This window comes from Edaphobacter bradus (assembly GCF_025685645.1).
GTDB classification, from domain to species: Bacteria; Acidobacteriota; Terriglobia; order Terriglobales; family Acidobacteriaceae; genus Edaphobacter; species Edaphobacter bradus.
The window spans coordinates 14,427-36,891 of sequence record NZ_JAGSYF010000007.1 but is presented as its reverse complement, the minus strand read 5'-3'; the positions used below and the strand labels follow the sequence as shown (position 1 = coordinate 36,891).

The window sequence follows — 22,465 nt, the reverse complement described above, 5'->3', positions numbered from 1 at the left end:
ACACTCCTTCTTGCATCTTTGAAGATGGGCTAGGACAGAAACGGCTCGATTCTTTTCCTGATCAGTCTCCGGTGGAGACGCCAATGAATTTCGGCGACGGCATCTTCTCCGGGTTTTCCGTCGGCGGACGGATCAACAGAAATACGCAAGCAGTCGCCAAGAGGGGGAGCAGCCCGGCAGCCAGAAACGCGGGCCGGTATGAAAACCAATCGACTGATATCCCGACTGCGAACGTAAACGCTGCGCCCGCAAGACCCGCCGCTAGTCCACTGAATCCCGTGACAGTGGCAACTACATCATTCGGGAAGAGGTCGGAGGGCAAAGTGAGCCCCATGGTGGCCCAGTTAGCGTAGCCCCACAAGGCCACGCAAATCAGGGCGAGCGCTAAGGAAGGGCTATGCACTCGAGCGGCGGGGATGCCGGCGAGGATAGGCAGACAGCTAATCGCGCACACCCATTTCCTGGCTCGGATCACTGCAATCCCTTTCCGAATGCAATAGCCAGAAATAAGACCACCGGTTATGTTGCCGAGATCAGCGGCAACAAAGGGTATCCAGGCAAATAAAGCAATTCGCTGCAGGCTGAATCCTCGAGCATCGCTTAGATACTGCGGCAGCCAGAATACGTAGAACCACCAAATAGGATCCGTGAGTGCGCGGCCGAGCGCGATACCCCACACGTTCCGATTTTTGGCCAGATCAAGCCACCGCTGAAGTCCTTGTTTTTCAGACTTTGAGGTCGTGCTACCTGCTTGGATAAGAGCAACCTCCCCCGGTGTCACTCGCGGGTGACGGTGGAGCGGATGGTAGATGCGCAACCACGCGATTAACCAAAGAAATCCAAGCATTCCTGAAAAGACAAATGCCCAGCGCCAGCCGAAAGCCAGCGCAATCCAGGGAATGGCCAAAGCAGCCAGAGCCCCGCCCACACTTGAACCGCTGTCGAAGATCCCCACAGCAAGGCCGCGCTCTTGCTTTGGAAACCACTCTGCTACTGCTTTACTAGCTCCTGGCCAGTTGAAGCCTTCTCCAATCCCCAACATGAATCGAAATATGGCAAACCCTAACACGGAGCTAGCGAGGCCCGTTAAGATGTTCACCGCGGACCAGAAGATCACCGCAACGGTCAACCCGATCCGAGTTCCAACAGCGTCCAGGAAAATCCCCCCCAGAAGCCAAGTAAGTGCATAGGAGATCTGAAACGCACTAAAGATCTTAGAGAGATCCGCGTGGCTGAGGTGAGACTGCGCTGCAATCACCGGCGACAAAACTGAGAATGTCTGCCGGCTAATGTAGTTGATGGCGGTTGAAAAAAAGAGTGTCCACACAATCCACCACCGAGTCCGCCCGGATTTCCGAGATTGTACGGGGAGGTTCACGCTTGACTGTGGCGAATTGCTTGACAAAATTTCCTTTCCTAAGCTCACGGGGAAATCCGCCTGCTTGAAATTTGTGAACTTGTTCTGAAGACTTACGGGTCACAGTAGTTCCCCGAACGAATGGCTGTCAACAGAAAAATTTCACAAATTTCAAGATTTTCTCTCACAAATGCGAAGGATTCTCCCTACAGGAGAAGGGCTGTGTTGCGGATGCCAACATGACGCATTTTGCGACCGATAATATCTTGGAAACAGGTAGGGTCTACATCTGGATAACATTAACTACACGATTCGGTGTTCAACATTTTCTTCGTGTTTTTGGACGACAAGCCGTTAGTCAGGATATTTTCTTGTCAAATGGGAAAATTATCTCCCAACGGCAAGGCCGCAGGACAAGCGGCAGCGCAAGCAGCGGCCCAAGCGCTACAGCAGTTAGCCGCTTTACGGGAGACAATCGGGGTTATCTTCGCAACGGGAGCTTCACAGCTGGATACTCTTCATGCACTGAGCGCGATCGAGGATCTACCCTGGCATAAAGTCCGCGGCTTTCACATGGACGAATATATCGGCATACCTGGCCGATCATCCGTCGTCGTTCCACCACTATCTGTGGGAGAACCTGCCGCAACAAACGCGAATGAAGGAATTCTCTGCGATCGATGGAACTGCCCCAGACCCGCTGCAGGTATGCCGAAACTATGCCGAGAAGCTCCGCTCTGCTGATCCGCAATTATGTTTGCTAGGGGTGGGGGAAAACGGACATTTGGCCTTCAACGATCCCGCCGAAGCCGATTTCAATGATCCTTTGGATATGAAGATCGTGAACTCGGATACCGTCTGCCGGCAACAGCAAGCAGCCGAGGGGTGGTTCACGACCTATCAAGACGTTCCAGAGCGGGCGATGACACTGACCATTCCAACCCTGCTTCGAGTGCCAAAACTGATTGCGACTGTACCCGGCCCCCGCAAAGCTAACATTAGTCGACGCGCTCTCGAAGAACCAATCTCAACCGATTGTCCGGCAACAATTCTCCGCACCCATCCCAATGTGACTCTCTACCTTGATATGGATTCTGCATCTGAATTAGATAAGTGAGCCATTTACAGAACACATCGAAACCGTCGCCAAGCAACTCTTCCGGAGGCTCAGCTAGCAACAGAAGGAGTCCTGCTTAATCTCCTGCAACAGCCATTTCATATTCGGACTTAGTTTGTTGCCGGAGGGAACGCTCAAATTCCGCCAGACGTGCCTCAATGCTGCCTTCAACTTGCCTGCGCTGAATGATGTCTTCGCGGCAGTTCAACTACTCGGGCATCGGCGGCGATCTTGCCCGGCGGTGGGATTGCGAATCTCTATTATCCGGACTCGAACCGTCAACATCTTCCCGCCTGCACCGATGGGCTGCATCAAGTGCCTTCTCCGGCGTGTCGATTAAACCAAGGCTAATGAGCGCCCGGTCCAATGCACAAAGCGAAGTACATCATTCTCGCCACCTTCGCGTGCCTTTTCGGCTGCTGCCGACACAGCAACGCCCAGGCGGCGCCCACCGCAACCGCACTTGGCGCCTATATCTCAGTAGGTACTTACTCCCTCTTTGATTCCGGCTACTGGCAACAAAAGGTCCTAGGTACAGGAGTGTACATCGACATCAATCCGATCCGACGGGCTGGTCTTGAAGCGGAGGGACGATGGATGAAACAAAGCCAGTCACCCTATATCCGACTTACGTGATCGGACCTCGAGTCCAATTTCATCGTGGGCCCTACACCCCCTACGTCAAGACACTAGTCGGTCTAAGCCACTTCGAGTTTCCCTACGGCACGGCACGAGGACGGTACTTCGTTATCGCGCCGGGCGCAGGGATGGATCTTATGCTCGGCGACAATCTGAAAATCCGTCTGATCGATGTGGAATATCAACAGTGGCTGCAGTTCACCTTTGGAACAAAAGGGATGCAAAAACCCACGAACGGGTATTTCATTCGGTGGGGCATCTAAGAATTCTCGACACGTGTTCATATTCACTGCCACACATTATGCCCTGGTTTTGATTCAATGCGGGTTGCGATGTCATTCATGCTGGAACCTCACAAGTTGTGCTGATACTAGTCTCGGCAAAAACATCAATGGCCCGGGCAGAACCTTTCAAATTCATCCAAATCGGGTAGCGAATTCCACGCGATTCGTGGCAGGAGATATCGCGCAGTTTGGGCCAATATTCACGACCACCTGTGAGGGCGACTATATCGGGTCCTCGTGGCTTCCCGGCTCCTTGGAGTGCATGAGGCACACATCGATTAGCGACAAATAGCAAGAAGCAGATCAATATGCACCCACGACGAACAGAAGTCTTCATCATCATCCGCTCCCTCCAAGCACACACGGTAACTCAACCTTGGACTTCGTCAAGCATAATTTGTTGATCTCTCCTAACTCACAGCCGATCAACGTTACATACCGTTAGGCGGAAATCTCACTATATTTTGTTCGCAATATGCAGAACGCATGCTGCACTTGCTCGAAGAAGCGAACTCCGGTTGCCAAGGGGGGCGGCGACCATCCGAACTCTCGTTATCGGATCTCATACACGTTCTGCATCAGCGACTTGATGCAACAGACAGCTTCGTGCAACTCAGACAGCGGGACGCATTCTCGCCGGCTATGCGCGGTACGCATATCTCCCGGGCCAAACACGACAACCTCGTTCGCAACTGATGCGAGCACGCTAGCTTCTGAACCGAATGGAATCGATGTGGCCGATCTCTGAGTAAGCGTCTCAATGGATCGCACGAGGTGAGAGTCTTCGGCGGTCTCGAAGCCAGCTTGCTGACGCAATACCTTGATCTCAGACTTGAAGCTCGGATCAGCAACTTTCATCCGTTCAGCGATTCTTGTGATCGATTGAAGAACGGAATTGCCGGATGCTCCTGGAAGCGGTCGCCATTCAACCTGAAACTTACATTGCCCTGGAACGATATTTTTCGCAGTACCGCCCATGATCGTTCCGACATTGATAGTGGTATATCCAGGTATGAAAAAATCATTCTGTTCTGCTGCAAGTTGCGTGGAATGCTCCTCAATTGCGGTGATGAATCGAGCTGCACCGTAGATAGCCGACTTGCCCTGGTGAGGATGTGCGCTGTGTGCTTCCTCTCCCAAAATGGTCACCTCAGCTAAACAGTATCCCTTCCCTGCCCGCGCAGGGTGTAACGAAGTGGGCTCGCCAATGACGACGCGCCTTGGCTTAATGAGATCGGCAGCAATGAAGCGTTTGACGCCTAGACAGCCGATCTCCTCGTCCGCCGTCAAGACTAAACGCAATCCGCTCCCCAACTCTGCCATGTGACTTTCGCTGATAGCCGTCAGGAGACAAGCGAGAAACCCCTTCACGTCGCAGGCGCCACAGCCATATAAAAGGCCATCCAGAACAAATGGGTCAAGAGCTCTCGCCCAGTCCGCTGCGTACGGAACCGTGTCGGTGTGGCACATGAAGACCAGATCCGCTTCCGGATCTTCGGGATCTTGTCTGTGAGGAGCCGCAATCAGATTGACCTTTTCCAGGCCCGCCGGGTCTACGTACGTCATCAATCGAGTGTTCCAGTGAGCATCGTTCAGGACCCGGACCGCATACTCCGCGACTGGACGATTAGAGAGGGAGGAAACTGACGGAATACGAATTAGATTTTCCAAGTGCTCAACGACTGTTGTCATCGGTGCGCGCTTTCAACTGCGTTGTTCTGCCAGACCTTCCCATGAATCTCTTTGTAACGAGCAACGATTTCGTTCTGGAGTGGATGCCGTTCATTGCAAACTATGAATTTGCCATTCACGATTACGTCCCGAACCGCGGATCGATTGAGGGAAAACACGGTAAGGGGCAACAGATCATCGGCGGAGTGTCCAGCTATGGACAGATCATCAAGATCGACGGTAAAGCAATCAGCGAATGAGCCGGGGCTAAACTCTCCAGTTGGGACAGATAGCGCGCGGGCACCGTTCACGGTGGCACACCTAAAGAGGTGCGATGCGAGAGTCTCTCCCTTTATCTGATCCAGGATTGCACGCTCTTGATCGCGGAGCCGCAGATGATAGTCAAGCTCGCGTGCGTCCTCCAGCGGGTCGATCTGCGCCTGGCTATCTGACCCGAGCGCTACGCGAATGCCTGCTCTCATCACGAGGTCGGCAGCAATCACACCATCCCCAAGATTGCGTTCGGTCGTGGGACAGGAGCAGATGGTGGCCTCTGCCTGAGAGAGCATCTCAATCTCACTGGAGCTGATGTGAATCGAATGCACTGCAGTAAAGTCGGGCCCGAGAACGCGGTTCCGGCTTAGGAGTTCTACCGGGGTGTAGCCGTATTCGCGGACACATGCCGTATTCTCCGCAATCTGTTCTGCTACATGCATATGGAGAGGCAGCGTTCTTGCACGGGTCCACGCGACAATCTCCTCCAGATCAGGTAGCGGCACAGCCCGAATGCTGTGAGGAGCGACACCAAAACGAACCTCCGCTGAGTTCGCCGGAAACCCTTCCACGAGAGCGTCCATGTTGAGCAGGAAGTCGCGCGTCGATTCAAGGAATCGCGTCTGACCTGGATCACGGGGCAGCTCATATCCTGATCTCAAGTATGCGGTCCGAAGCAGAACGATGCGCACTCCTACAGATTGTGCCGCCGCGATCACCTGCTTACTGAGCAGATTGGGGTCTTCATATGGCCGACCGTCTGCACTGGTATGGAGGTAGTGAAACTCCCCAACTGTTGTGGTCCCTGCAAGCACCATCTCAAGAAATGCCATCCTTGCCACATCGTAGATTTCTTGGGGATTCAGTTGGGCTGCAGCATAGTACATCGTCCCCCGCCAGCTCCAGAAGTCCTTTCCGCTCACTATCCGTGATTCGGACTTGCCGCGGATGAGGCGTTGGAAGGAATGAGAGTGAGTATTCACGAAGCCCGGCATGAGCGCTTTACCGGGCAACTCAATCACCTTGTCGAGAGGGCTGTCCGGGTTTGCGGCCAGTTTTATTACCTTGCCGGATTCATCCACCAGAAGCCCTCTATTCGAGATGAATGTGCCGTCGGAATAGAGCAACTGCGGAAGGTAAAAGGTATTCATCGAGCATCCTCGTCGGAATCTGGTTCAACGCACTCTACCAAGGTCACGAAAGCTCTTTTGAGTGCTGGCGGTCATGCCTGGAGCCTTTCTCCACGAATCCACACTTCACGCACAGGATTACTTCCGAGCGCGTAAGCCAGATTCCGCCAGTCACTTCCCTCCAACACTAGAAAGTCAGCCTGCAATCCCACCTCAAGCCGACCGGCATCCGCAAGTCCGAGTGCACAAGCGGCATTTACTGTACCGGCAACCAGAGCCTCCTGAGCAGTCAGACCATTTAAACGCACCGCAAGGGCAAGAGCTGCTGCAGTAGAGAATAACGGACTCGATCCGGGGTTCAGGTCAGTCCCAATTGCTACCGCAGCACCAGCGTCTACCAACTGCCGTCCTGGTGCTGCAGGAATCCCAAGATGTAGAGAGACCCCGGGAAGAATCGTTGCGATCGTAGAACTGGCAGCGAGCATCGCAAGCTGATCTGGGCCGCATGCTTCAAGGTGATCGACACTCAACGCACGCATCCGTACGCCAAGCTCCAACCCTCCGATGCGCTGAAACTGCTCCGTGTGCAACTTTATCGCGAGGTCATGCTGCTTTGCACTTTGCACGACCAAGGCTGCTTCGTCCACATGCCACGCTTCTCTTTCAACAAAGATGTCGACTGCCGTAGCCAGCTTTCGCCTCGCAACTTCAGGGATGAGCTCGGTGCAGATCTCGGCGATATATCTGGTGCGGTCTTCCGTATCCGACGGGGGGATGTGAATCAATAGGGTTGGCAGAAGGCGAGCAGGAGTCCTTGCAGCAAGTGCCTGGATCACTTCGAGCATCGCAATCTCAGCCGCAGGGGTGAATCCATAACCGGACTTCACCTCGATGATGGTCGCACCGGATCGCAGCAGCGCATGAATGCGTATTTCTGCAAGCGAGAACAGCTCGTCCTTCGTGGCCGCGGCCGTGGCACGGATTGTTCTCCGTATCCCACCACCAGCAGCCAGGATTGTTTCGTAGGTTTCACCCGATGTCCGTGCATCGAAGTCAGCCAGCCTGTCTCCAGCCCATACTGCATGGGTATGGGGATCAATCAATCCAGGGACAACCGCCCGATTTCCTACATTGACCGACGCTTGAGCCACACCACTCCAGTCGTGCTCTTTTCCCGTCCAGATGATTCCGCCATTACAAATGGCGATCGCGGCGCGTTCCGTTATATGCAACTCACGCATAGCTGGCCCGTGCTTTGCACCACTTCCTTTAGCCGTGACGAGTTGCGAGATTCCGGTGATCAGCAGGTCAGCGTTCATGGAATGCTCGGTAGATCTAGGCCGCGGTCTTTTGCTGTGGTCAAGGCTTTTTCGTATCCAGCATCGGCATGGCGGATGACTCCCATTGCGGGGTCATTCCTCAGGCACAATCTTAGGCGTTCGTCAGCCTCATCGCTCCCGTCGGCAACTGCAACCAATCCCGCGTGCTGGCTGTACCCCATACCAACTCCCCCACCGTGATGAAAGCTCATCCACGCTGCTCCGCTTGCAATTCCGGTCGCGAAGTTGAGCAATGCCCAATCGGAGACCACATCCGAACCATCCAGCATTCCCTCCGTCTCACGGAAAGGACTGGCTACGGAACCTGCATCAAGATGATCTCGCCCAATCACGATAGGCGCCTTCAGCCGTCCATCACGCACCATTTGATTGAAGAGCAATCCAGCGCGATCACGCTCGCGATAGCCGAGCCAACAGATGCGCGCCGGTAGTCCTTGAAAGACAATTTGGGTCGATGCGAAGGTCAGCCAATCATTCAATCTCTTATCTTCCGGGAAGAGATCCAGCAGCGCCTGATCTGTCTTTGCAATATCGGATGGATCGCCGGACAGCGCAACCCAGCGGAAAGGTCCACGCCCCTCGCAAAAAGAATCACGGATGAAGGCCGGGACGAATCCTGGATAAGAAAAAGCGTCGCTTACACCGGCAAGCTCCGCCTGTGTGCGTAAGTTGTTCCCGTAGTCGAATGCAACGGAACCTCGCCGCTGCATCTCCAGAATCGCCTGTACATGCTGTGCAATCGAGGACTGTACGCGCTCGATGTACACTTTGGGGTTCTGGGCCCGCAGCGAGTTCAGATCCTCGTCCGCACGAGCCGATGGCAGATAGCCCCACATCGGATCGTGGGAGCTCGTCTGGTCCGTAACGAGGTCAGGAGTGAATCCAAGCTGCACCATCTTAGGCAGCAACTCCGCCGCATTGCCCATCAGGCCGATAGACACCGCCTCGCGTCGCCGCTTGGCCAGTTGGGCCAACTGGATCGCTTCATCCAGGGAGTTGGTCGTCTTGTCGAGATAGCGCGTCTCCAAGCGGCGCTGAATGCGAGTCGGATCAACTTCAATGCAGATGCTCACACCTCCAGCCAGCTTGATGGCAAGTGGCTGGGCACCTCCCATGCCACCAAGGCCGGCGGTGACAGTGATGGTTCCTGCAAGGGTGTCGTTGAAATGGCGTTGTGCCGCCCCTCGAAATGTCTCGTAAGTACCCTGCAGAATGCCCTGAGTACCAATGTAGATCCACGAACCGGCAGTCATCTGACCATACATCATCAGCCCGGCGGCATCCAGCTTATCGAACTCTTCCCACGTCGCCCAACGCGGCACTAGATTGGAGTTTGCAATCAAGATCCGCGGTGCCAGCCGGTGTGTCTCGAGCACGGCGACAGCTTTCCCGGACTGCACCAGCAGTGTCTGGTTATTCTCGAGCCGGTCGAGTGTTTCAACGATCTTGTGATAGCACTCCCAGTTGCGCGCCGCCTTACCTCGTCCTCCATAAACGATTAATTCTTCAGGCTTTTCGGCCACATCCGGATCAAGATTGTTCATCAGCATCCGTTTGGCTGCTTCCTGAATCCAACCATGAGCCGTTCTGGTATTGCCGCGGGGAGCCCGGATTGGCGAATAGGCTTTTGTCACTTCATCGCCTCCACGGTCTCGACGCTTTCGATGTTCTGCAGTGCAGCATCTGCCAAAAAACTCGACGCTTCTTCCATCCAGACAGAGAGGACGCAGTCATCACGCCACGCTGGAATACGCGCTCGGAAGCGTGCGCGCGCATCTTCGAGTGCCGGGGTACTGGTGTCCGCGCGGAGGTCGAGCGCGCGAGTTGCTGCCAACAGCTCTATCGCAACGACCATCCTAGCGAGCGTTACCGCCTGCTCCAGTTTGAGCGCCGAAGTCATGCCCATGCTGACAAAGTCCTCTTGATTGCCGCTTGTAGGAATAGACCCCGTCGATGCCGGAGAGGCCAGCACTCTTAACTCCGCAACCAGCGCCGCAGCGGTTACCTGGGCCATCATCAATCCGGACTCGATACCAGGGCTCGATGCGAGAAATGCGGGAAGGCCCTCGTTCAGACTAGGATTCAGCAGTCGCTCCGTCCTTCGTTCCGATATGCCCGCAAGCTGGCACAGGGCAATCGCCAGATAGTCCAGAGCGAGCGCCAACGGAGCGCCGTGAAAGTTTCCGCCGGAGACAATCGCATCCTCGAATACCAGTGGATTGTCCGTGGCACTGTTCAGTTCAATCTCGAAGACTCTGCGAGCCTCCGCCAACGTATCCCAGACAGCCCCATGCACCTGAGGGATGCAACGGAGGCAGTATGCGTCCTGAATTCGACTGCCCTCTCCATGCGTCCTTGGGATCGAACTACCCCTCAGCAGATTGGCAAGATGGGCCGCGCTCAACATCTGCCCCGGATGAGGCCGCGCCGCATGCAAGCGCGGGTCGAGTGCTGCGGCGGTTCCACGAAGGGCTTCTATGGTGAATGCTGCCGTAGTCTGGGCAGAATAGAACAGGCTTTCAAGTTCACTCATTCGCAAACAGCCCATAGAAAGCATTGCCTGCGTGCCATTCAGGAGTGATATGCCCTCTTTGCCCATAAGCGCTAATGGCTTCAATCCGGCGCGCTCAAGGCAGACTCCGCCAGGCAGCACCTCACCCTGATACTCCGCATGACCCTCGCCTAGCAGCACAAGTGCCATATGAGCAAGAGGAGCCAGATCACCGCTTGCGCCAACGCTCCCACGCGATGGGATGATCGGAGTGATCTTATGATTGAGTAAATCGCAAATACGCTCACCAACGATGGGCCGTATACCGGAAAGCCCCTTCGCCAGAACGTTGGCGCGGATCAGCATCATGCCCCGCACGACAGGCACGGACAAGGGAGGACCTACACCGCAACAGTGCGAACGAATCAGGTTTACCTGCATTGCTTCGATCTCGGACTCGTCGAGTCGAATGTTTGCCAACAGGCCGACACCCGTATTGAGCGCGTACACAGGCTTTGCCCCACCCAGTGCACCATCAACTCTCTCACGCGAAACGTTCATTCTTTCAACGGCGGCAGCAGAGATTTGCACCGGCTCTGCTCTTTTGGCTACTACAACAACATCTTCAATCGTGAGGCCAGCACCATCCAGATAAACCATGTGCCGATGGTAAGGAAAATGATTCACTAAGAGAATGCACATTCCACTGTTGTTAATGCTATCCGCGCTTGGATCGATGGTACTTTTCGTCTATACTCGGCGAAACCACGGCAAATACCTCCCCACAGTGCAAGCCATAGTATTTAGCCCATCGGCAGCAAAATCGGAGGTGAGCAAATGGTTCAATCCAGCGAAATTGATCTCATCGACAAGAAAATACTTCAGGAACTCACATCCGACGCGCGCATCCCATTCGCAGAGTTGGGCCGGAGAGTCGGACTCTCTCCGTCTGCAGCCGCCGAACGCGTCCGTCAGCTCGAAAGCCTTGAACTCATCAGAGGTTACCGGGCAGAGATAAACCTGCAAGCGCTCGGGTTCCCGATCACGGCATTTGTGCGGCTCACCTGCGACGGTAACCATTACAGACCTTTTCTGAAATTTCTACCCACTCTTGATGCAGTACAGGAATGTCACCACCTGACTGGAGGCGACGCTTTCCTCCTGAAAATAGTCCTCTCTTCAGTCGGGCAACTGGAAGACTTGATAGAGAAGCTCCTTCCGTATGGAAATCCTACGACGAGCATGGTGCTCTCCACACCACTAGAGCGGAAGCAGGATGCCCGACTCTTGGGCAACCTCTAGTCGACGGAACTAGCTCTCGCCAGGTGTTCCACCACCCTGGCATCATTCTGCTTCAACTCCCATGGACGGTCAGCTCGATTGCGATGAATCGATACGCGTGAGAGCAGATACCGTCGGCACCGTTTCCCAATCGAAGTGGTGGAGCAATGCGTATGGCTGTACTTTCGCTTTGCCTTAAGCTATCGGAACATCGAGGAGATGATGGCGAAGCGAGGTGTCCCGGTGACGTATGAAACAGTCCGGGAATGGTGCCACAAGTTCGGCTCCGCCTATGCTGCCCGGCTGAAAACGAAGCGAGCTCGGTTCGGAGCGAAGTGGCACCTGGACGAAGTCTTTATCAAGATGAATGGGATCCAGCATTACTTGTGGCGGGCCGTGGACCAGAACGGAGCGGTCATCGATATCTTGGTGCAGCCCCGCCAGGACCGTTGGGCGGCTTTGCGTTTCTTTCGCAAGTTACTCCATACGGCAGAGAGAGCACCGCGCGTCATCATCACAGACAAGCTACGGAGCTATGCTGCAGCAAAAGTTGATTTTACCTGACGTGGAACACCGGCGGAGCCGTTATCTGAATAATCGGGCCGAGAACTCGCATCAGCCGACTCGCATGCGAGAAAGGCAGGTGAAGCGCTTTCAATCTTCAGAGCACGCTCAACGTTTTCTCTGTGTGTTCGAGTCGATCAACGCCCCCTTTCGCTTGCGCCGACATCTCCTCTCCGCAGCCCGCCATCGGCGGCTACTCAAGCAAGCGTTTCACCTCTGGAACAAGACCGCCATCGCGGCTCTCCTTCCATAGCTGGCCATGTAAGCCGCTCTCTGCTTTCCTGCACTGATGCTGCACCGATCGCCGTTAAGTTTACGATGCCCCTTCGAGTGCTGCACAAGGTCGGTATTGTGGCGGTCCTAAAACACGGTCGGTATAGGCGGTATCGACTAAATGCGCAGAGCTTACGGCCCTTATTTGATTGGGCGAGAATATCCAAAGGTAAATGGAATTGTCCTCTGAACAGCAATTGCAAACGTCCTTCGTGAGAGAGAGGGAGCACGGACCGAAGTCGTTGCGTTTTTACATCCGTCCAGTACTGCAATTGCAGTATGAATCTACCGCAATCTAGCGCCAATTCCCTTCCTTCTTTAGTTACTCGTTTTGGGTTTGAACATTCGCTCGCAGAGCTACCTGAAAGACCTCGCGTTCCCTTCGGTGAGCGCATCGATCTGTTAGCAGCAGTTGAAAAGAGAGGGCCACTTGTCCGAGATGCCGACTATTCGGCCATGTGGCTCGCATTCCATTGTCGATGAGTGAATTGGCGATAATGCATCAATTGAAAACCGGTAACTTCCGGGTCCGCTGAAAACACACTGATTATCGTCGGAACGACGCCTGGCTTGTTTCCACGATCTTGGGACCCGCATTCCAGGGAGACTGGGCAATGTCGATGACGAGGAGCGTGATGTCATCCTGCTGAGTCACTGATGCCGGTTGCCAGCGGCGGACGTTTGTGAGCAGGTCGTCCGACAGATCCGAGGGTGACCGCGACTGATTCCTGCGGACAATGTCTTCAAGCTCGTAATCGCCAAATGGATCGCCTGAGGCGTTCTCGGGTTCAACGAGACCGTCGGTGTAGAGCAGGAATCTGTCTCCCAAACTGAGAGGTATCTCGCAAACTGGATAGTTGGAATCCGGCATGACCGATCAGGAGGCCATTGCTTTCGATACGGTCCAGCCTCCCCTGCCGCCAACAGAGAAGGGGTGGATGGCCGGCACCCGAGTACAGCGCGCGAGCACTTTCCATGTCGAGCCACAGGTAGGCGGCAGAAACGAGCTGAGTCCGCAGTTGACCGGACAGAATGCGGTTCAAGCCGCTCAGTAGCTCGGCCGGCTGATGGGCGCAGTGCACCAGCGACTGCATCGCCACCTTTATCATGGCAGCGATGAGTGCGGCCGGGACGCCATGCCCGGAGACGTCGGCCACGAGGAGGCCTACCCGGTGCTGATCGACGGGGATGAATTCATAAAAGTCGCCGGCAACAGCGGTCATCGGACAATAGGCGGCGCTGATGTGTAGACCATTGATCTCCGGAATGCCGTTGGGAAGAATGGACGTTTGTATCTCGCGGGCTATGGCAAGCTCGTTTTCAATGGCGATCAAGCGACGCCCATCGCTGAAGATTCTCTCTGCCACGACGTATCCAAAGGAGAAGATCAACACGGCAAAGGCTAGCGGCTCGAGTACACGATATTCGGGAAAGCCGAAGAACTCCCTGAGATTGGCATAGAGGGACGCAACCCCCGCAACCAGTAAGCCGATCGTGGAAATCCGGTGGCGCTGGATCCCAAATCTCTTCGCAGTGGCGGGAAGGGCAACCACGAGCGCGACAAGCAGAACGAATAAAATCACCACCACATTGCTTAATGTGTATGAATCTGTACGGCGATTCAGTAAAGAGAACTGCACCAACTCCGGCTGCGCAGATCGCCAGCTGCGCGATCAATATGACTTGCAAGAATCGGCGCAGGATTCCACGGCTCATTTCCAGAAAGAAAAGTAGTCGGGGAACGACGGTTATGTAGGAGAGAATTGCTATCACGTCAAGGCGGCTGGCCCGGAAGGATCGCGGCAGCACGCTAAACACCGCGGGCGCATAGGCCAGGATGCGTGCGCCCCACATCACGTTCAGCAGGCCAAACCATACGAGGATGCGACCTTCCCTGCGACCCCGGATGGCAGAGATACCACACGCAACCAAGCCGAGGAACAGAAACACCGTCCCCAACATAATGGTGCCAACCTGGTCGCGAAGCATCCTGAGAACCTGCTCTTCCATAGGTTCACCCTGCCGGAGAACGGTAACACCTAGAGTCGCGAAGCATAACAACTCCGCGAAGCATAACAACTCTTAGATGCACTGTCTTTGCCTGCTTCCGATTTCGGGCGGATCAGCGCTCTAGAGTCGACTGGCGATAGCAGAGCGAGCCACTCTTCCAGCTGCCGCCGGATTTAATACTTGGCGATTTTGCGTCAGCTCAGAATGATCCACTGAGCATAACTTCGGGCTTGCCGACCATCCTGAAGTTCATCGCGTGGTGGCTCGACCCGAAATGCCGAGTACGCCCACCTATGCGAACAGCGCGCTAGAATAACGGCAGGGATCAACGATGGGAATTCAGAGACGCATATGGATAGGGATGGTGTTCCTGGGTGCATGTGCGCGGCTACTTCCCCATCCGTGGAACTTCGCTCCGGTGACGGCCATCGGTGCGGTACTCGGTGGCTATGCGGCTCTCAGCCGTTATTGCCAACCGATGGATCAGGCATGCATAGCATGCGCATAGTTTCTCTCCTCGCGAGTGCCACGGAAATCGTCTGTGCCTTAGGGGCTGGCGAAATGCTGGTAGGACGGTCGCATGAGTGCGATAACCCGGACTGGGTGCGACGCCTCCCTGCCTGCAGCGAACCCGCCTTTGACGTGTCTGTTTCGAGCAGAGAAATCGATACAGAGGTTCGTCGCCGGCTCCGGTCAGGAGAACCGCTGTATCACGTCCACGGAGAATTGATTCGAGAGTTACGTCCCGATCTGCTGATCACGCAAGCGCACTGCGAAGTGTGCGCTGTGGCCCCCGGCGATGTGCAGCGAAGTAGTGCTTGTTCGCTCACAGCGCAGCAAATGGCGTTGTCCGCCGCGTCTTTGGAAGAAATCTTTCAAAGTATTCGACGGATCTCGCAAGCGCTGGATCTCGAGGAGCAGGGAGAGGTCCTTGTCCGCCGCGAACGACAGCGCCTCGACACGGTCAGGAAGGAGGTTGCGCGTTTCACCCCGCCAACCGTGGTCATGCTTGAGTGGACGGATCCCGTATTTGCGATGGGAAACTGGGGTCCGGAGCTGGTGGAAATCGCGAACAGCAAGCTTCTACTTGGACGAAAAGGAGAATACTCCGTCACCATTTCTGGCGAGCAGCTTCGTGCTGCGGATCCGGAATACCTGATTGTCGCGCCCTGCGGATACAACCTGGAGCGGAGCCTGCGCGAACTAGCCATACTGGAACAATATCCATGGTGGCGGGAGCTTCAGGCAGTACGCAAAGGCAACGTCGCATTTGCGGACGGTAATCTATTCTTCAACCGTTCCGGAATGACGATCTCTCAAACGGCAGAGATCATCACCGAAATCCTCCATGGTGTCTCATTCGGAACTGCGGGAGTGCATTGGCGATGGATCGAAGGGCAGGCGGCGAGCGACGTGCCGCAGATTCTCGTGAGCCGGACTTGAGGAAGGTTCTCTTATCGTGGAGCAGCGGCAAAGACAGCGCCTGGACGCTGCATCTCCTTCGGCAACAGCCGGACATCCAGGTGGCCGCGCTGCTCACAACTTTTAACTCCGCAGCGGACCGCGTGGCGATGCATGCAGTCCGGCGTGCGTTGGTGGAAGCACAGGCGGAGCGAACTGGGCTCCCGCTCTGGGCAGCGGAACTGCCATGGCCCTGTTCTAACCTGGAATACGAAGAGCGGATGCGCGCTGTGTGCCAACGGGCAACGACGGAGGGAATCACCGCTATCTCATTCGGAGACCTGTTTCTTCACGACATTCGCGACTACCGGATACGGCTATTACAGGGGAGCGGGCTCGAACCGCTGTTTCCGGTCTGGCAAATGCCCACGGAACAATTGGGCCGGGAGATGATCGCAGCGGGCGTGAAAGCAAAGATTACCTGCGTCGACCCCTCGAAGCTCGCGAGATCCTTTGCCGGTCGTGATTATGACCTGCGCCTGCTCGAGGACCTGCCCCCCGAAATCGACCCGTGCGGCGAAAATGGGGAATTTCACACGTTCGCTTGTGATGCGCCGGTGTTCTCACGCCCGATCGCAGTACGTGTGGGGGAGGTGGTCGAGCGCGACGGATTTGTGTTTGCCGACGTGCTGCCAGAATGACTGGCTGTACCTTCCATTCTTCGTTATTTCCTCCCGGATGACGGTCAAACCGAAGTAATTTCAACTCGCTAACAGGGCTTAGCGCGTTTCCAGAACGGGACCGGGTGGATTCAAGCATCGGCGATTTCGCACTCGCTGAGCAGCTTGATTCGAGCAAGCGTCAGGAATGCAGCCTAGGCAATTGCGGACGATGGCGCTCTGGCGTCCGCCGCTTGCGGCTTGGCGCCCTTGATCAGCAGCCACAACATGAACACAATCTCCCCGAAGAAAGCGGGCTGAAGATAGGTATTCACCTTGTCCTGATACTGCGGCAACAGTATGCCCGTAAGGCTCAGGATCACCCAGGCGAGGCCTGCGAGGGCGAGCCAAACGCCCAGGAACCGCGGCAGGAATCGCGACTTGTACACAAGCAGCGCGAGTGGAAACAGGCAAAGACCCCAGAAGATTTCGGCGACGACAAATCCCCGACCATGCAGATTCAGGAACAGCATAGCCAGAGCATCCCGCTCGGGCTTGTCGAATATGGACAGGAAGTCAGTTCCTCGCACGAGAGTGAGGGCAGCGAATGAGTTCAGCTCATTCAGAAATGCTATCGGGATCGAGACCACAATCAATATCACCATGAGCGCGGCTTGCCGCCGGTTGACCCCCTTGAGCAGATCGTACAGAGCCAGGGCGACGAAGATGAAACCAGCCATGCCAACGAGTTCGCCCGCGATGCCGAGCCGAAAGAGCGTCTCGGAGGCCGTGATGTTGTTGGCCGTCGCGGCTGAGTCTCCGTGGACGATCAGCTTGTCGGGGACATAGCCCATGGCGAAGAAGCCAACTATTGACGTGAGTACGTATAGCAAGCCCGCGAATCGGCCGGGTTTTTTGGTGAATCTCATGTGTCCTCCCTGTGCGAGGGAGCCTGAGATACGGCGGAGGCTCTCGAAATTTTTCGTCACACGACGCAATCGGACGTTTGCGCGGATGAACCTCTGCAACGAGGTCTCGGCCGGATTCTAGTCGTATGACCGGCAAACGGGAAGCTTCGCTTTCAATTGATTACTTCAGGCCAAAGCGGTCATTGAGCTATTCAGAGCGATTTATCTCTTTGCCAAGAGGCCGATAAACCGGCTTTCCTCCAAGGCAAATGGACGATTTGCCGACTATTCGCCCAAGTGGAAAGCCACCCAGCAGACGAAGACGCCATCGAGTAACTGCATGCCGTCGGGGATGGCACGATTTAGCCATCGCCAGCCCCGACGCGGCAATGGCTCAGGCAGCCACGTGGGTGTAGAAGATCTTGCTGACCACGGTCCATTTCCCCTCTACCTTCAGTAGATGGAAGAAATCGGTGAAGCAGAAGCCCGAGAGGTCATTGGTGTCAATACGCACGCTGGCGGCCGTGCCTACGATATCAATAAAGGCGAACACCGCCTTCGCCTCCGGAGAAGGACGGAACTTGCTGTCGACGACGTCGAACAGGCCCTGCTGAACCGGCTCGCCAGTCAATTTGCTGTTGCCGTCGACACTGAACATGCTGGCTTTCTCGCTGAAGGCCGGTTTCATGATGGCGCTGTCGGCCTTTGCGAGGCCTTCGTTGTACTTGTTCATCACTTCAACGATGGCGTTGTATTCCTGAACGTAGGCTGGGTTGCTCATTGCATGGCTCCTGATTTGAGATAGCTTGCGAAACAAAAACTCCCACTTTCTTAGAGTCGACCGGTCGGTCTATAGTTGCAGAATTTACACAACATGTTTGAAGTTTTTTACTGATCGAGCAGATGTTCGTCGATTTCGCTTTCAACATTTGCAGTCGCAACCCTCCAACTGACCGCCGAAACTCCCGGTTCAAACAACAGCCGCCGGACAATTTCCTCGGCTACCTCATTGCGTCGCCCGTATGTACTCAGCAGAGCGCGAATCAGCATTCTGTCGATGGATTCAATATCCTGGCTGTGAATCGACTGTAACGCCATGGCGGACTGGGTGATGGTAGTCAATAGCAATGTCCGAAGCTGCGCCTCGTCGTTGATACGGCAGGTAAGGCTGATCTCGTACACAGTTTCGACCGGTGTCGCTTCCGGAAGCACTGGATGCAGACGATAGGCCAACGGACGCAGCGCAGTATTCGTAAGCAACACCGCTACCGCGAGCAGTAAAGACAGATGCGGCGCTCCATATCCAGCCAGAACCCCAATCGCCGCTGAACACCAGACGGTCGCCGCCGTATTTAGCCCACGTATATTCGCGCCATCCTTGAAGATGACGCCCGCACCCAGGAATCCGACACCCGAGACGACATATGAGGCGATCCGTCCTGGCGCCGCAGGGTCACCGTCTCCGAGTATCGCCGACATTACAAACGCTGCCGCTCCCGCGGACACCAGCGCATTGGTCCGAGTCCCCGCCATGCGCTGCCGCCACTCACGCTCCAACCCCACAGCGGAGCCCAGCAATAGCGCCGCCCCTAGCCGTGCCGTGAACCGCAACGTCAGCGAAACTGAACTCATCTCTACCTCTCCTTACAACCACTCGACAACGATCAGCCTGGAATCCCTTTCTGCTGTGGTGTCTGGTTGCCTTTCAGTGACGGTCGAAGTCTTGCGATCGCAGTTTCTGTCGTACGAAAGGTGCCAGAGAAGCAGAATTGCGGAACGGTACCTGAGGGTTCAGGGCCCAAAGGGGTACAAGAGCGAAACGGCTGCGTAAGATCGTGTTGGAATCCCGGCGGTACGTTCGAAAGGCACTGGTTCGTGCCCAAACCGCAAGTTGTTCAAGAGTTACCGCTCCAGGAGATTCGCCCCGGCACTAAATAAAGGCTTTGCAGACGGACGATGGAGTATTTCGATGAACGGCCAACTTAACGGTGGATATGCGGGACAAACACCCTTCTGTGTTTCGCAGTAGTGTCGTCATTCACCCAACTGCAACGTAGTGCTCGGAGCGCTGGCTGAATGGAGTACTTCTCGACGACCGCAGTCTAGCGAGAACCCTCGAGGTGCCAATCCCTCTGCAGTTTGTCATCACGCAGATGTTCGCGCGGTCGGGTCTCCTTCAATGCTATGAAAAGCTCGCTAGATACCTCGCCCAGCCCTTGCAACGCGCGATACGAACCAGATGCCTTCCATGCATTGAGGCGATCGGCGGAAGACCAATGCGTGACCAGCGAATAGATCACTTTGTCCGCTGCCGGCAACATGCCGAGAGGCCCAACGAAGTGATAGGCTTGCGACTCATATTCACCACTACGTGTTTCGAACATCTTCGCTCCGAGCCCGGGGAGGCCATCCAGCGCCTCTTGCACGACCTCCATCTGCGCGTCGCTGAGTGGGGCATCGACAAACAGCCGTGTTTCCGACATCAGACGATCGCCAAGCGCTTCACCTGCAGCCGGCTCAATCCATTTTCTGATGTATAGGTCAGTCCACCACTTCTCGTACGCAGCTTTCTGCACTGCTCGATGTTGCGGATGATGGTACCAAGCGTTCATTTGTTCTTCACTGTCAAAGCGCACCCCGAAATGCAGCCAGGTTGAGTTCAAGACCGGGCCGCCGTAGACCGCACCGAAGCCGTACTGCTGTATCGCAACAGGCGCAAATTTTTCATAGAAAGCCAGAAAATCTGTTTCCCTCCCTGGGGTTATCTTGTAACCACCTTCAACAACAATCCGGGGACCTGCACTTTTCGTCGCTGTCATGAACGCGCTCCATTCATTATTGGGATAACTTGCGAAATAAACCCTCACACTTCTTAGAGTAGACCGGTCGGTTTTTAATAGTAGTTTGTGAATAGTTGTGATGTCAAGTATTGTTGTGTCAAGTATCTCTGGAATCCAGTACGAGAGAGCCCTTCAACCCGGAGTCAAATTGTTGACAAACTCTTCGCATCATCTCGCAGGAATCCAGCCACCCGCATACCGGTTACCTGATTCCGCACGCATACGATGTGTTCGCTTGGCTGTTTCAAACCTGGGCCGGTCGATTGAGTTCTACAACTCTGTCGTTGGGTTGAATATTCTCTCTCAACAGGGGAACCTCGCACGCTTGGGAGCAAATGGCGTTGTTCTTCTAGAACTGCAAGAGCAGCCGGGGTTACATCCGATCGCGAAAAAGACGCGCCTCGGGCTTTATCACACCGCGTTTCTCCTCCCCCATCGCCAAGCGCTTGGGAGTTTCCTACAGTACCTCAATCGACGCCAGATTCCCTTCGGAGCTGGGGATCACCTTTACAGCGAGGCACTATATCTGGCAGATCCTGACGGGCTCACGGTCGAAGTGTATGCGGATCGACCCCGCGACACGTGGACGTATCGCAACGGTGAGTTGATGAGCGCTACAGATCCCGTCGATCTGGTCGGGTTGGCCAGATCAGGGACTCCGGACTGGTACGGAGTCCCTGCCGAGACTCGCGTTGGCCACGTGCATTTCTACATTGGCGATCTGCGACAGGCGAAGCGCTTCTATCACGAGAGTCTTGGCTTCACGATCATGACCTGGAACTACCCAGGAGCGTTGTTTACATCCGTCGGAGGCTACCATCACCAGCTCGGGCTCAACAATTGGGCCGCAGGCTCCCCTATTGCCTCTCCGTACGAAGCTCGCTTGCTCTATTGGGAGCTGGAGCTGCCAAACCGAACCGCGATGGCGGACGCCTTCCAAAGCTTACAGCGGGGAGACTGGAATCCTCAAAAAGTGTCGGACGAGATCGCAACTTGCACCGATCCTTGCGGGATCTCGGTCAGGCTAATAGCCAAGTAGGGATATTGGAGGAAGAGGCAATCAGGCGAAGCCCGACGAGGTGTAGGACGAGAATGACATCGTCGCATGCGCTTCAGGCGGGGCCGCTCCGAACACCTTATGTACCGATCGCTGAACACTCTGACAGTTCCTCGAAATTTCGCAACATACGAGATTAACCAGTCGTCCACAAAGCTCAGCGTAACCACAGCACATTGATCAAAGGTTGATGGTCTCATTGATTCGCAACCGAGTTTGCAAGCAAACGCCAAAGGCGACAACCAATCATGGAATTGAAGGGCTCTAGCGAGCTCGCTAACCTTGCCGCGACACCTCACCTGAGTCCGAAATCCCGCTCCGCATAGGCATAGATAGAATGGTTTCTATGCCAAAACTCGAGCAGGAGCTCAAACAGAACCGCCCCTTCCCGGCAATCGAACAGGAGGTCACCGTAGCGCTTCTGAGAACGGCGGATGCACTTTACCGAGCAGTCAATGCTGTCGCCAAGGTCGAGGGGCTCAACATGGAGCAATATAACGTCCTACGAATCCTGCGAGGGGCGGGCGAACACGGACTGCCGACTCTGGAAATCCCCAAGAGAACAATCCGTCGTGAACCGGGCATCACTCGCCTCTTGGACAAATTGGAGAAGAAGGGGCTCGTGATGCGAAAGCGTCCCGACGGCGATAGGAGGAAGGTCATATGTTTGATTACCAAAGCAGGGCTCCAGTGCTTAGCGAGACTCGACAAATCGCTTGCTCCTGTTTGGAAAAGAGGCATTTCACGACTGTCCGCCCGAAGCGCTCGCGAGTTATTGTCTCATTTGGCTTCCGTACGTGAAGCTCTATAGGGTTTCGGTTTGATCTCAAGGCTCGGTCGCGGTCCGGTGGCTAAGTCGCAATGCATCTACGAATCCTTTCAGACTGCTCACAAGACGGCTCACACATTGCTTCTCTCCTGTGTACCCCGGCTAGATGAAAGAGTTTGCAACTCATTGAGAAACGAGCGGATTACGGGTAAAAAATTAAAGGCCAGCATCCTCGCCATTACTTTCAGATCGTTGATCGTGAGAGTCTTCATCTCCGCAGAGAATCTGGCTTACGCTCTAGCTATCCCCAGCAGTAAGGCCACCTGGAGAGTCTCCCGGTGGCGCCTACCCAGCCACAAACATCTGCCGCTCCGCTTCCCTTCTCTGCGTCAGTCCCTCTA

Annotated in this window: 17 protein-coding genes and 2 pseudogenes; 8 read left to right on the top strand and 11 right to left on the bottom strand. The window is 55.2% G+C overall.

What is annotated here, in order from left to right; genetic code table 11:
- Window positions 1–61: 61 nt before the first annotated feature.
- Entirely contained in the window at window positions 62–1,327 is a 1,266-nt protein-coding gene (locus OHL16_RS19260) for an MFS transporter (protein WP_263368835.1), read from the bottom strand.
- A gap of 688 nt (window positions 1,328–2,015) precedes the next feature.
- Between OHL16_RS19260 and OHL16_RS19255 the strand changes: the two genes are divergently transcribed.
- Both OHL16_RS19255 and OHL16_RS19250 read left to right on the top strand, forming a co-directional pair.
- Window positions 2,016–2,474 carry a 6-phosphogluconolactonase gene (locus OHL16_RS19255; protein WP_263368834.1) on the top strand — a complete coding sequence of 153 codons (459 nt, stop codon included), beginning with the start codon at window positions 2,016–2,018 and terminating at the stop codon, window positions 2,472–2,474.
- Between the two features lie 593 nt (window positions 2,475–3,067).
- Window positions 3,068–3,376, top strand: coding sequence for a hypothetical protein (locus OHL16_RS19250; protein ID WP_263368833.1), 309 nt, complete (start codon window positions 3,068–3,070; stop codon window positions 3,374–3,376).
- A gap of 573 nt (window positions 3,377–3,949) precedes the next feature.
- Here OHL16_RS19250 and argE read toward each other — a convergent pair.
- The 5 genes from argE to hutH all read right to left on the bottom strand — a co-directional run bounded on the left by argE (window position 3,950) and on the right by hutH (window position 10,962).
- Window positions 3,950–5,089 (bottom strand): acetylornithine deacetylase, encoded by a 1,140-nt coding sequence (gene argE, locus OHL16_RS19245; protein WP_263368832.1) that lies wholly within the window; start codon window positions 5,087–5,089, stop codon window positions 3,950–3,952.
- Complete coding sequence (locus OHL16_RS19240) at window positions 5,086–6,492, bottom strand: formimidoylglutamate deiminase (protein ID WP_263368831.1); 1,407 nt, start codon at window positions 6,490–6,492, stop codon at window positions 5,086–5,088. The genes argE and OHL16_RS19240 overlap by 4 nt, the downstream gene beginning before the upstream one ends.
- 71 nt (window positions 6,493–6,563) lie before the next feature.
- Window positions 6,564–7,790 carry an imidazolonepropionase gene (gene hutI, locus OHL16_RS19235; RefSeq protein ID WP_263368830.1) on the bottom strand — a complete coding sequence of 409 codons (1,227 nt, stop codon included), beginning with the start codon at window positions 7,788–7,790 and terminating at the stop codon, window positions 6,564–6,566.
- On the bottom strand, window positions 7,787–9,445 hold the full coding sequence (gene hutU / locus OHL16_RS19230; protein ID WP_263368829.1) for a urocanate hydratase: 1,659 nt from the start codon (window positions 9,443–9,445) through the stop codon (window positions 7,787–7,789). Before hutU ends, hutI begins: the two co-directional genes overlap by 4 nt.
- Complete coding sequence (gene hutH, locus OHL16_RS19225; protein ID WP_263368828.1) at window positions 9,442–10,962, bottom strand: histidine ammonia-lyase; 1,521 nt, start codon at window positions 10,960–10,962, stop codon at window positions 9,442–9,444. Before hutH ends, hutU begins: the two co-directional genes overlap by 4 nt.
- A 177-nt stretch (window positions 10,963–11,139) precedes the next feature.
- Between hutH and OHL16_RS19220 the strand changes: the two genes are divergently transcribed.
- Together OHL16_RS19220 and OHL16_RS19215 are read left to right on the top strand one after the other, a co-directional pair.
- Window positions 11,140–11,604: an Lrp/AsnC family transcriptional regulator gene (locus OHL16_RS19220; protein ID WP_263368827.1), complete on the top strand. Its 465-nt coding sequence runs from the start codon at window positions 11,140–11,142 to the stop codon at window positions 11,602–11,604.
- A gap of 87 nt (window positions 11,605–11,691) precedes the next feature.
- Window positions 11,692–12,400 (top strand): annotated as a pseudogene (locus OHL16_RS19215) (IS6 family transposase).
- Window positions 12,401–12,967: 567 nt separating this feature from the next.
- Here OHL16_RS19215 and OHL16_RS19210 read toward each other — a convergent pair.
- Window positions 12,968–13,643: pseudogene (locus OHL16_RS19210) on the bottom strand (PP2C family protein-serine/threonine phosphatase).
- Window positions 13,644–14,781: 1,138 nt separating this feature from the next.
- Here OHL16_RS19210 and OHL16_RS19205 point away from each other — a divergent pair.
- Window positions 14,782–15,873 (top strand): ABC transporter substrate-binding protein, encoded by a 1,092-nt coding sequence (locus tag OHL16_RS19205; protein ID WP_317891101.1) that lies wholly within the window; start codon window positions 14,782–14,784, stop codon window positions 15,871–15,873.
- A complete protein-coding gene (locus OHL16_RS19200; RefSeq protein ID WP_263368826.1) occupies window positions 15,870–16,532 on the top strand; it encodes an adenine nucleotide alpha hydrolase in 663 nt (220 codons plus the stop codon). Before OHL16_RS19205 ends, OHL16_RS19200 begins: the two co-directional genes overlap by 4 nt.
- A 173-nt stretch (window positions 16,533–16,705) precedes the next feature.
- Here OHL16_RS19200 and OHL16_RS19195 read toward each other — a convergent pair whose 3' ends face one another.
- The 4 genes from OHL16_RS19195 to OHL16_RS19180 form a co-directional block, all read right to left on the bottom strand.
- Window positions 16,706–17,419, bottom strand: a complete 714-nt coding sequence (locus OHL16_RS19195; protein ID WP_263368825.1) for a DUF4386 domain-containing protein — start codon at window positions 17,417–17,419, stop codon at window positions 16,706–16,708.
- 373 nt (window positions 17,420–17,792) lie between these two features.
- Window positions 17,793–18,179 (bottom strand): nuclear transport factor 2 family protein, encoded by a 387-nt coding sequence (locus OHL16_RS19190; RefSeq protein WP_263368824.1) that lies wholly within the window; start codon window positions 18,177–18,179, stop codon window positions 17,793–17,795.
- 107 nt (window positions 18,180–18,286) lie between these two features.
- Window positions 18,287–19,030, bottom strand: coding sequence for an MgtC/SapB family protein (locus OHL16_RS19185; RefSeq protein ID WP_263368823.1), 744 nt, complete (start codon window positions 19,028–19,030; stop codon window positions 18,287–18,289).
- A 470-nt stretch (window positions 19,031–19,500) separates the two neighbouring features.
- The gene (locus tag OHL16_RS19180; RefSeq protein WP_263368822.1) at window positions 19,501–20,217 is read right to left on the bottom strand and encodes an antibiotic biosynthesis monooxygenase family protein; all 717 of its coding nucleotides are present in this window, start codon (window positions 20,215–20,217) and stop codon (window positions 19,501–19,503) included.
- A 256-nt stretch (window positions 20,218–20,473) separates the two neighbouring features.
- Here OHL16_RS19180 and OHL16_RS19175 point away from each other — a divergent pair, with 256 nt between their 5' ends.
- A complete protein-coding gene (locus OHL16_RS19175; protein ID WP_263368821.1) occupies window positions 20,474–21,277 on the top strand; it encodes a VOC family protein in 804 nt (267 codons plus the stop codon).
- A gap of 364 nt (window positions 21,278–21,641) precedes the next feature.
- Window positions 21,642–22,106, top strand: a complete 465-nt coding sequence (locus tag OHL16_RS19170; RefSeq protein WP_263368820.1) for a MarR family winged helix-turn-helix transcriptional regulator — start codon at window positions 21,642–21,644, stop codon at window positions 22,104–22,106.
- The last annotated feature ends 359 nt before the right edge of the window (window positions 22,107–22,465 follow it).

Coding starts and splice junctions, on each gene's coding strand:
- OHL16_RS19220 (WP_263368827.1), top strand. CDS start 11,140: ATGGTTCAATCCAGCGAAATTGATCTCATCGACAAGAAAATACTTCAG.
- OHL16_RS19180 (WP_263368822.1), bottom strand. CDS start 20,217: ATGACAGCGACGAAAAGTGCAGGTCCCCGGATTGTTGTTGAAGGTGGT.
- OHL16_RS19205 (WP_317891101.1), top strand. CDS start 14,782: ATGGATAGGGATGGTGTTCCTGGGTGCATGTGCGCGGCTACTTCCCCA.
- hutH (WP_263368828.1), bottom strand. CDS start 10,962: ATGGTTTATCTGGATGGTGCTGGCCTCACGATTGAAGATGTTGTTGTA.
- OHL16_RS19190 (WP_263368824.1), bottom strand. CDS start 18,179: ATGAGCAACCCAGCCTACGTTCAGGAATACAACGCCATCGTTGAAGTG.
- OHL16_RS19170 (WP_263368820.1), top strand. CDS start 21,642: ATGCCAAAACTCGAGCAGGAGCTCAAACAGAACCGCCCCTTCCCGGCA.
- OHL16_RS19255 (WP_263368834.1), top strand. CDS start 2,016: ATGAAGGAATTCTCTGCGATCGATGGAACTGCCCCAGACCCGCTGCAG.
- OHL16_RS19240 (WP_263368831.1), bottom strand. CDS start 6,492: ATGAATACCTTTTACCTTCCGCAGTTGCTCTATTCCGACGGCACATTC.
- argE (WP_263368832.1), bottom strand. CDS start 5,089: ATGACAACAGTCGTTGAGCACTTGGAAAATCTAATTCGTATTCCGTCA.
- OHL16_RS19250 (WP_263368833.1), top strand. CDS start 3,068: ATGGATGAAACAAAGCCAGTCACCCTATATCCGACTTACGTGATCGGA.
- OHL16_RS19195 (WP_263368825.1), bottom strand. CDS start 17,419: ATGAGATTCACCAAAAAACCCGGCCGATTCGCGGGCTTGCTATACGTA.
- OHL16_RS19185 (WP_263368823.1), bottom strand. CDS start 19,030: ATGAGTTCAGTTTCGCTGACGTTGCGGTTCACGGCACGGCTAGGGGCG.
- hutI (WP_263368830.1), bottom strand. CDS start 7,790: ATGAACGCTGACCTGCTGATCACCGGAATCTCGCAACTCGTCACGGCT.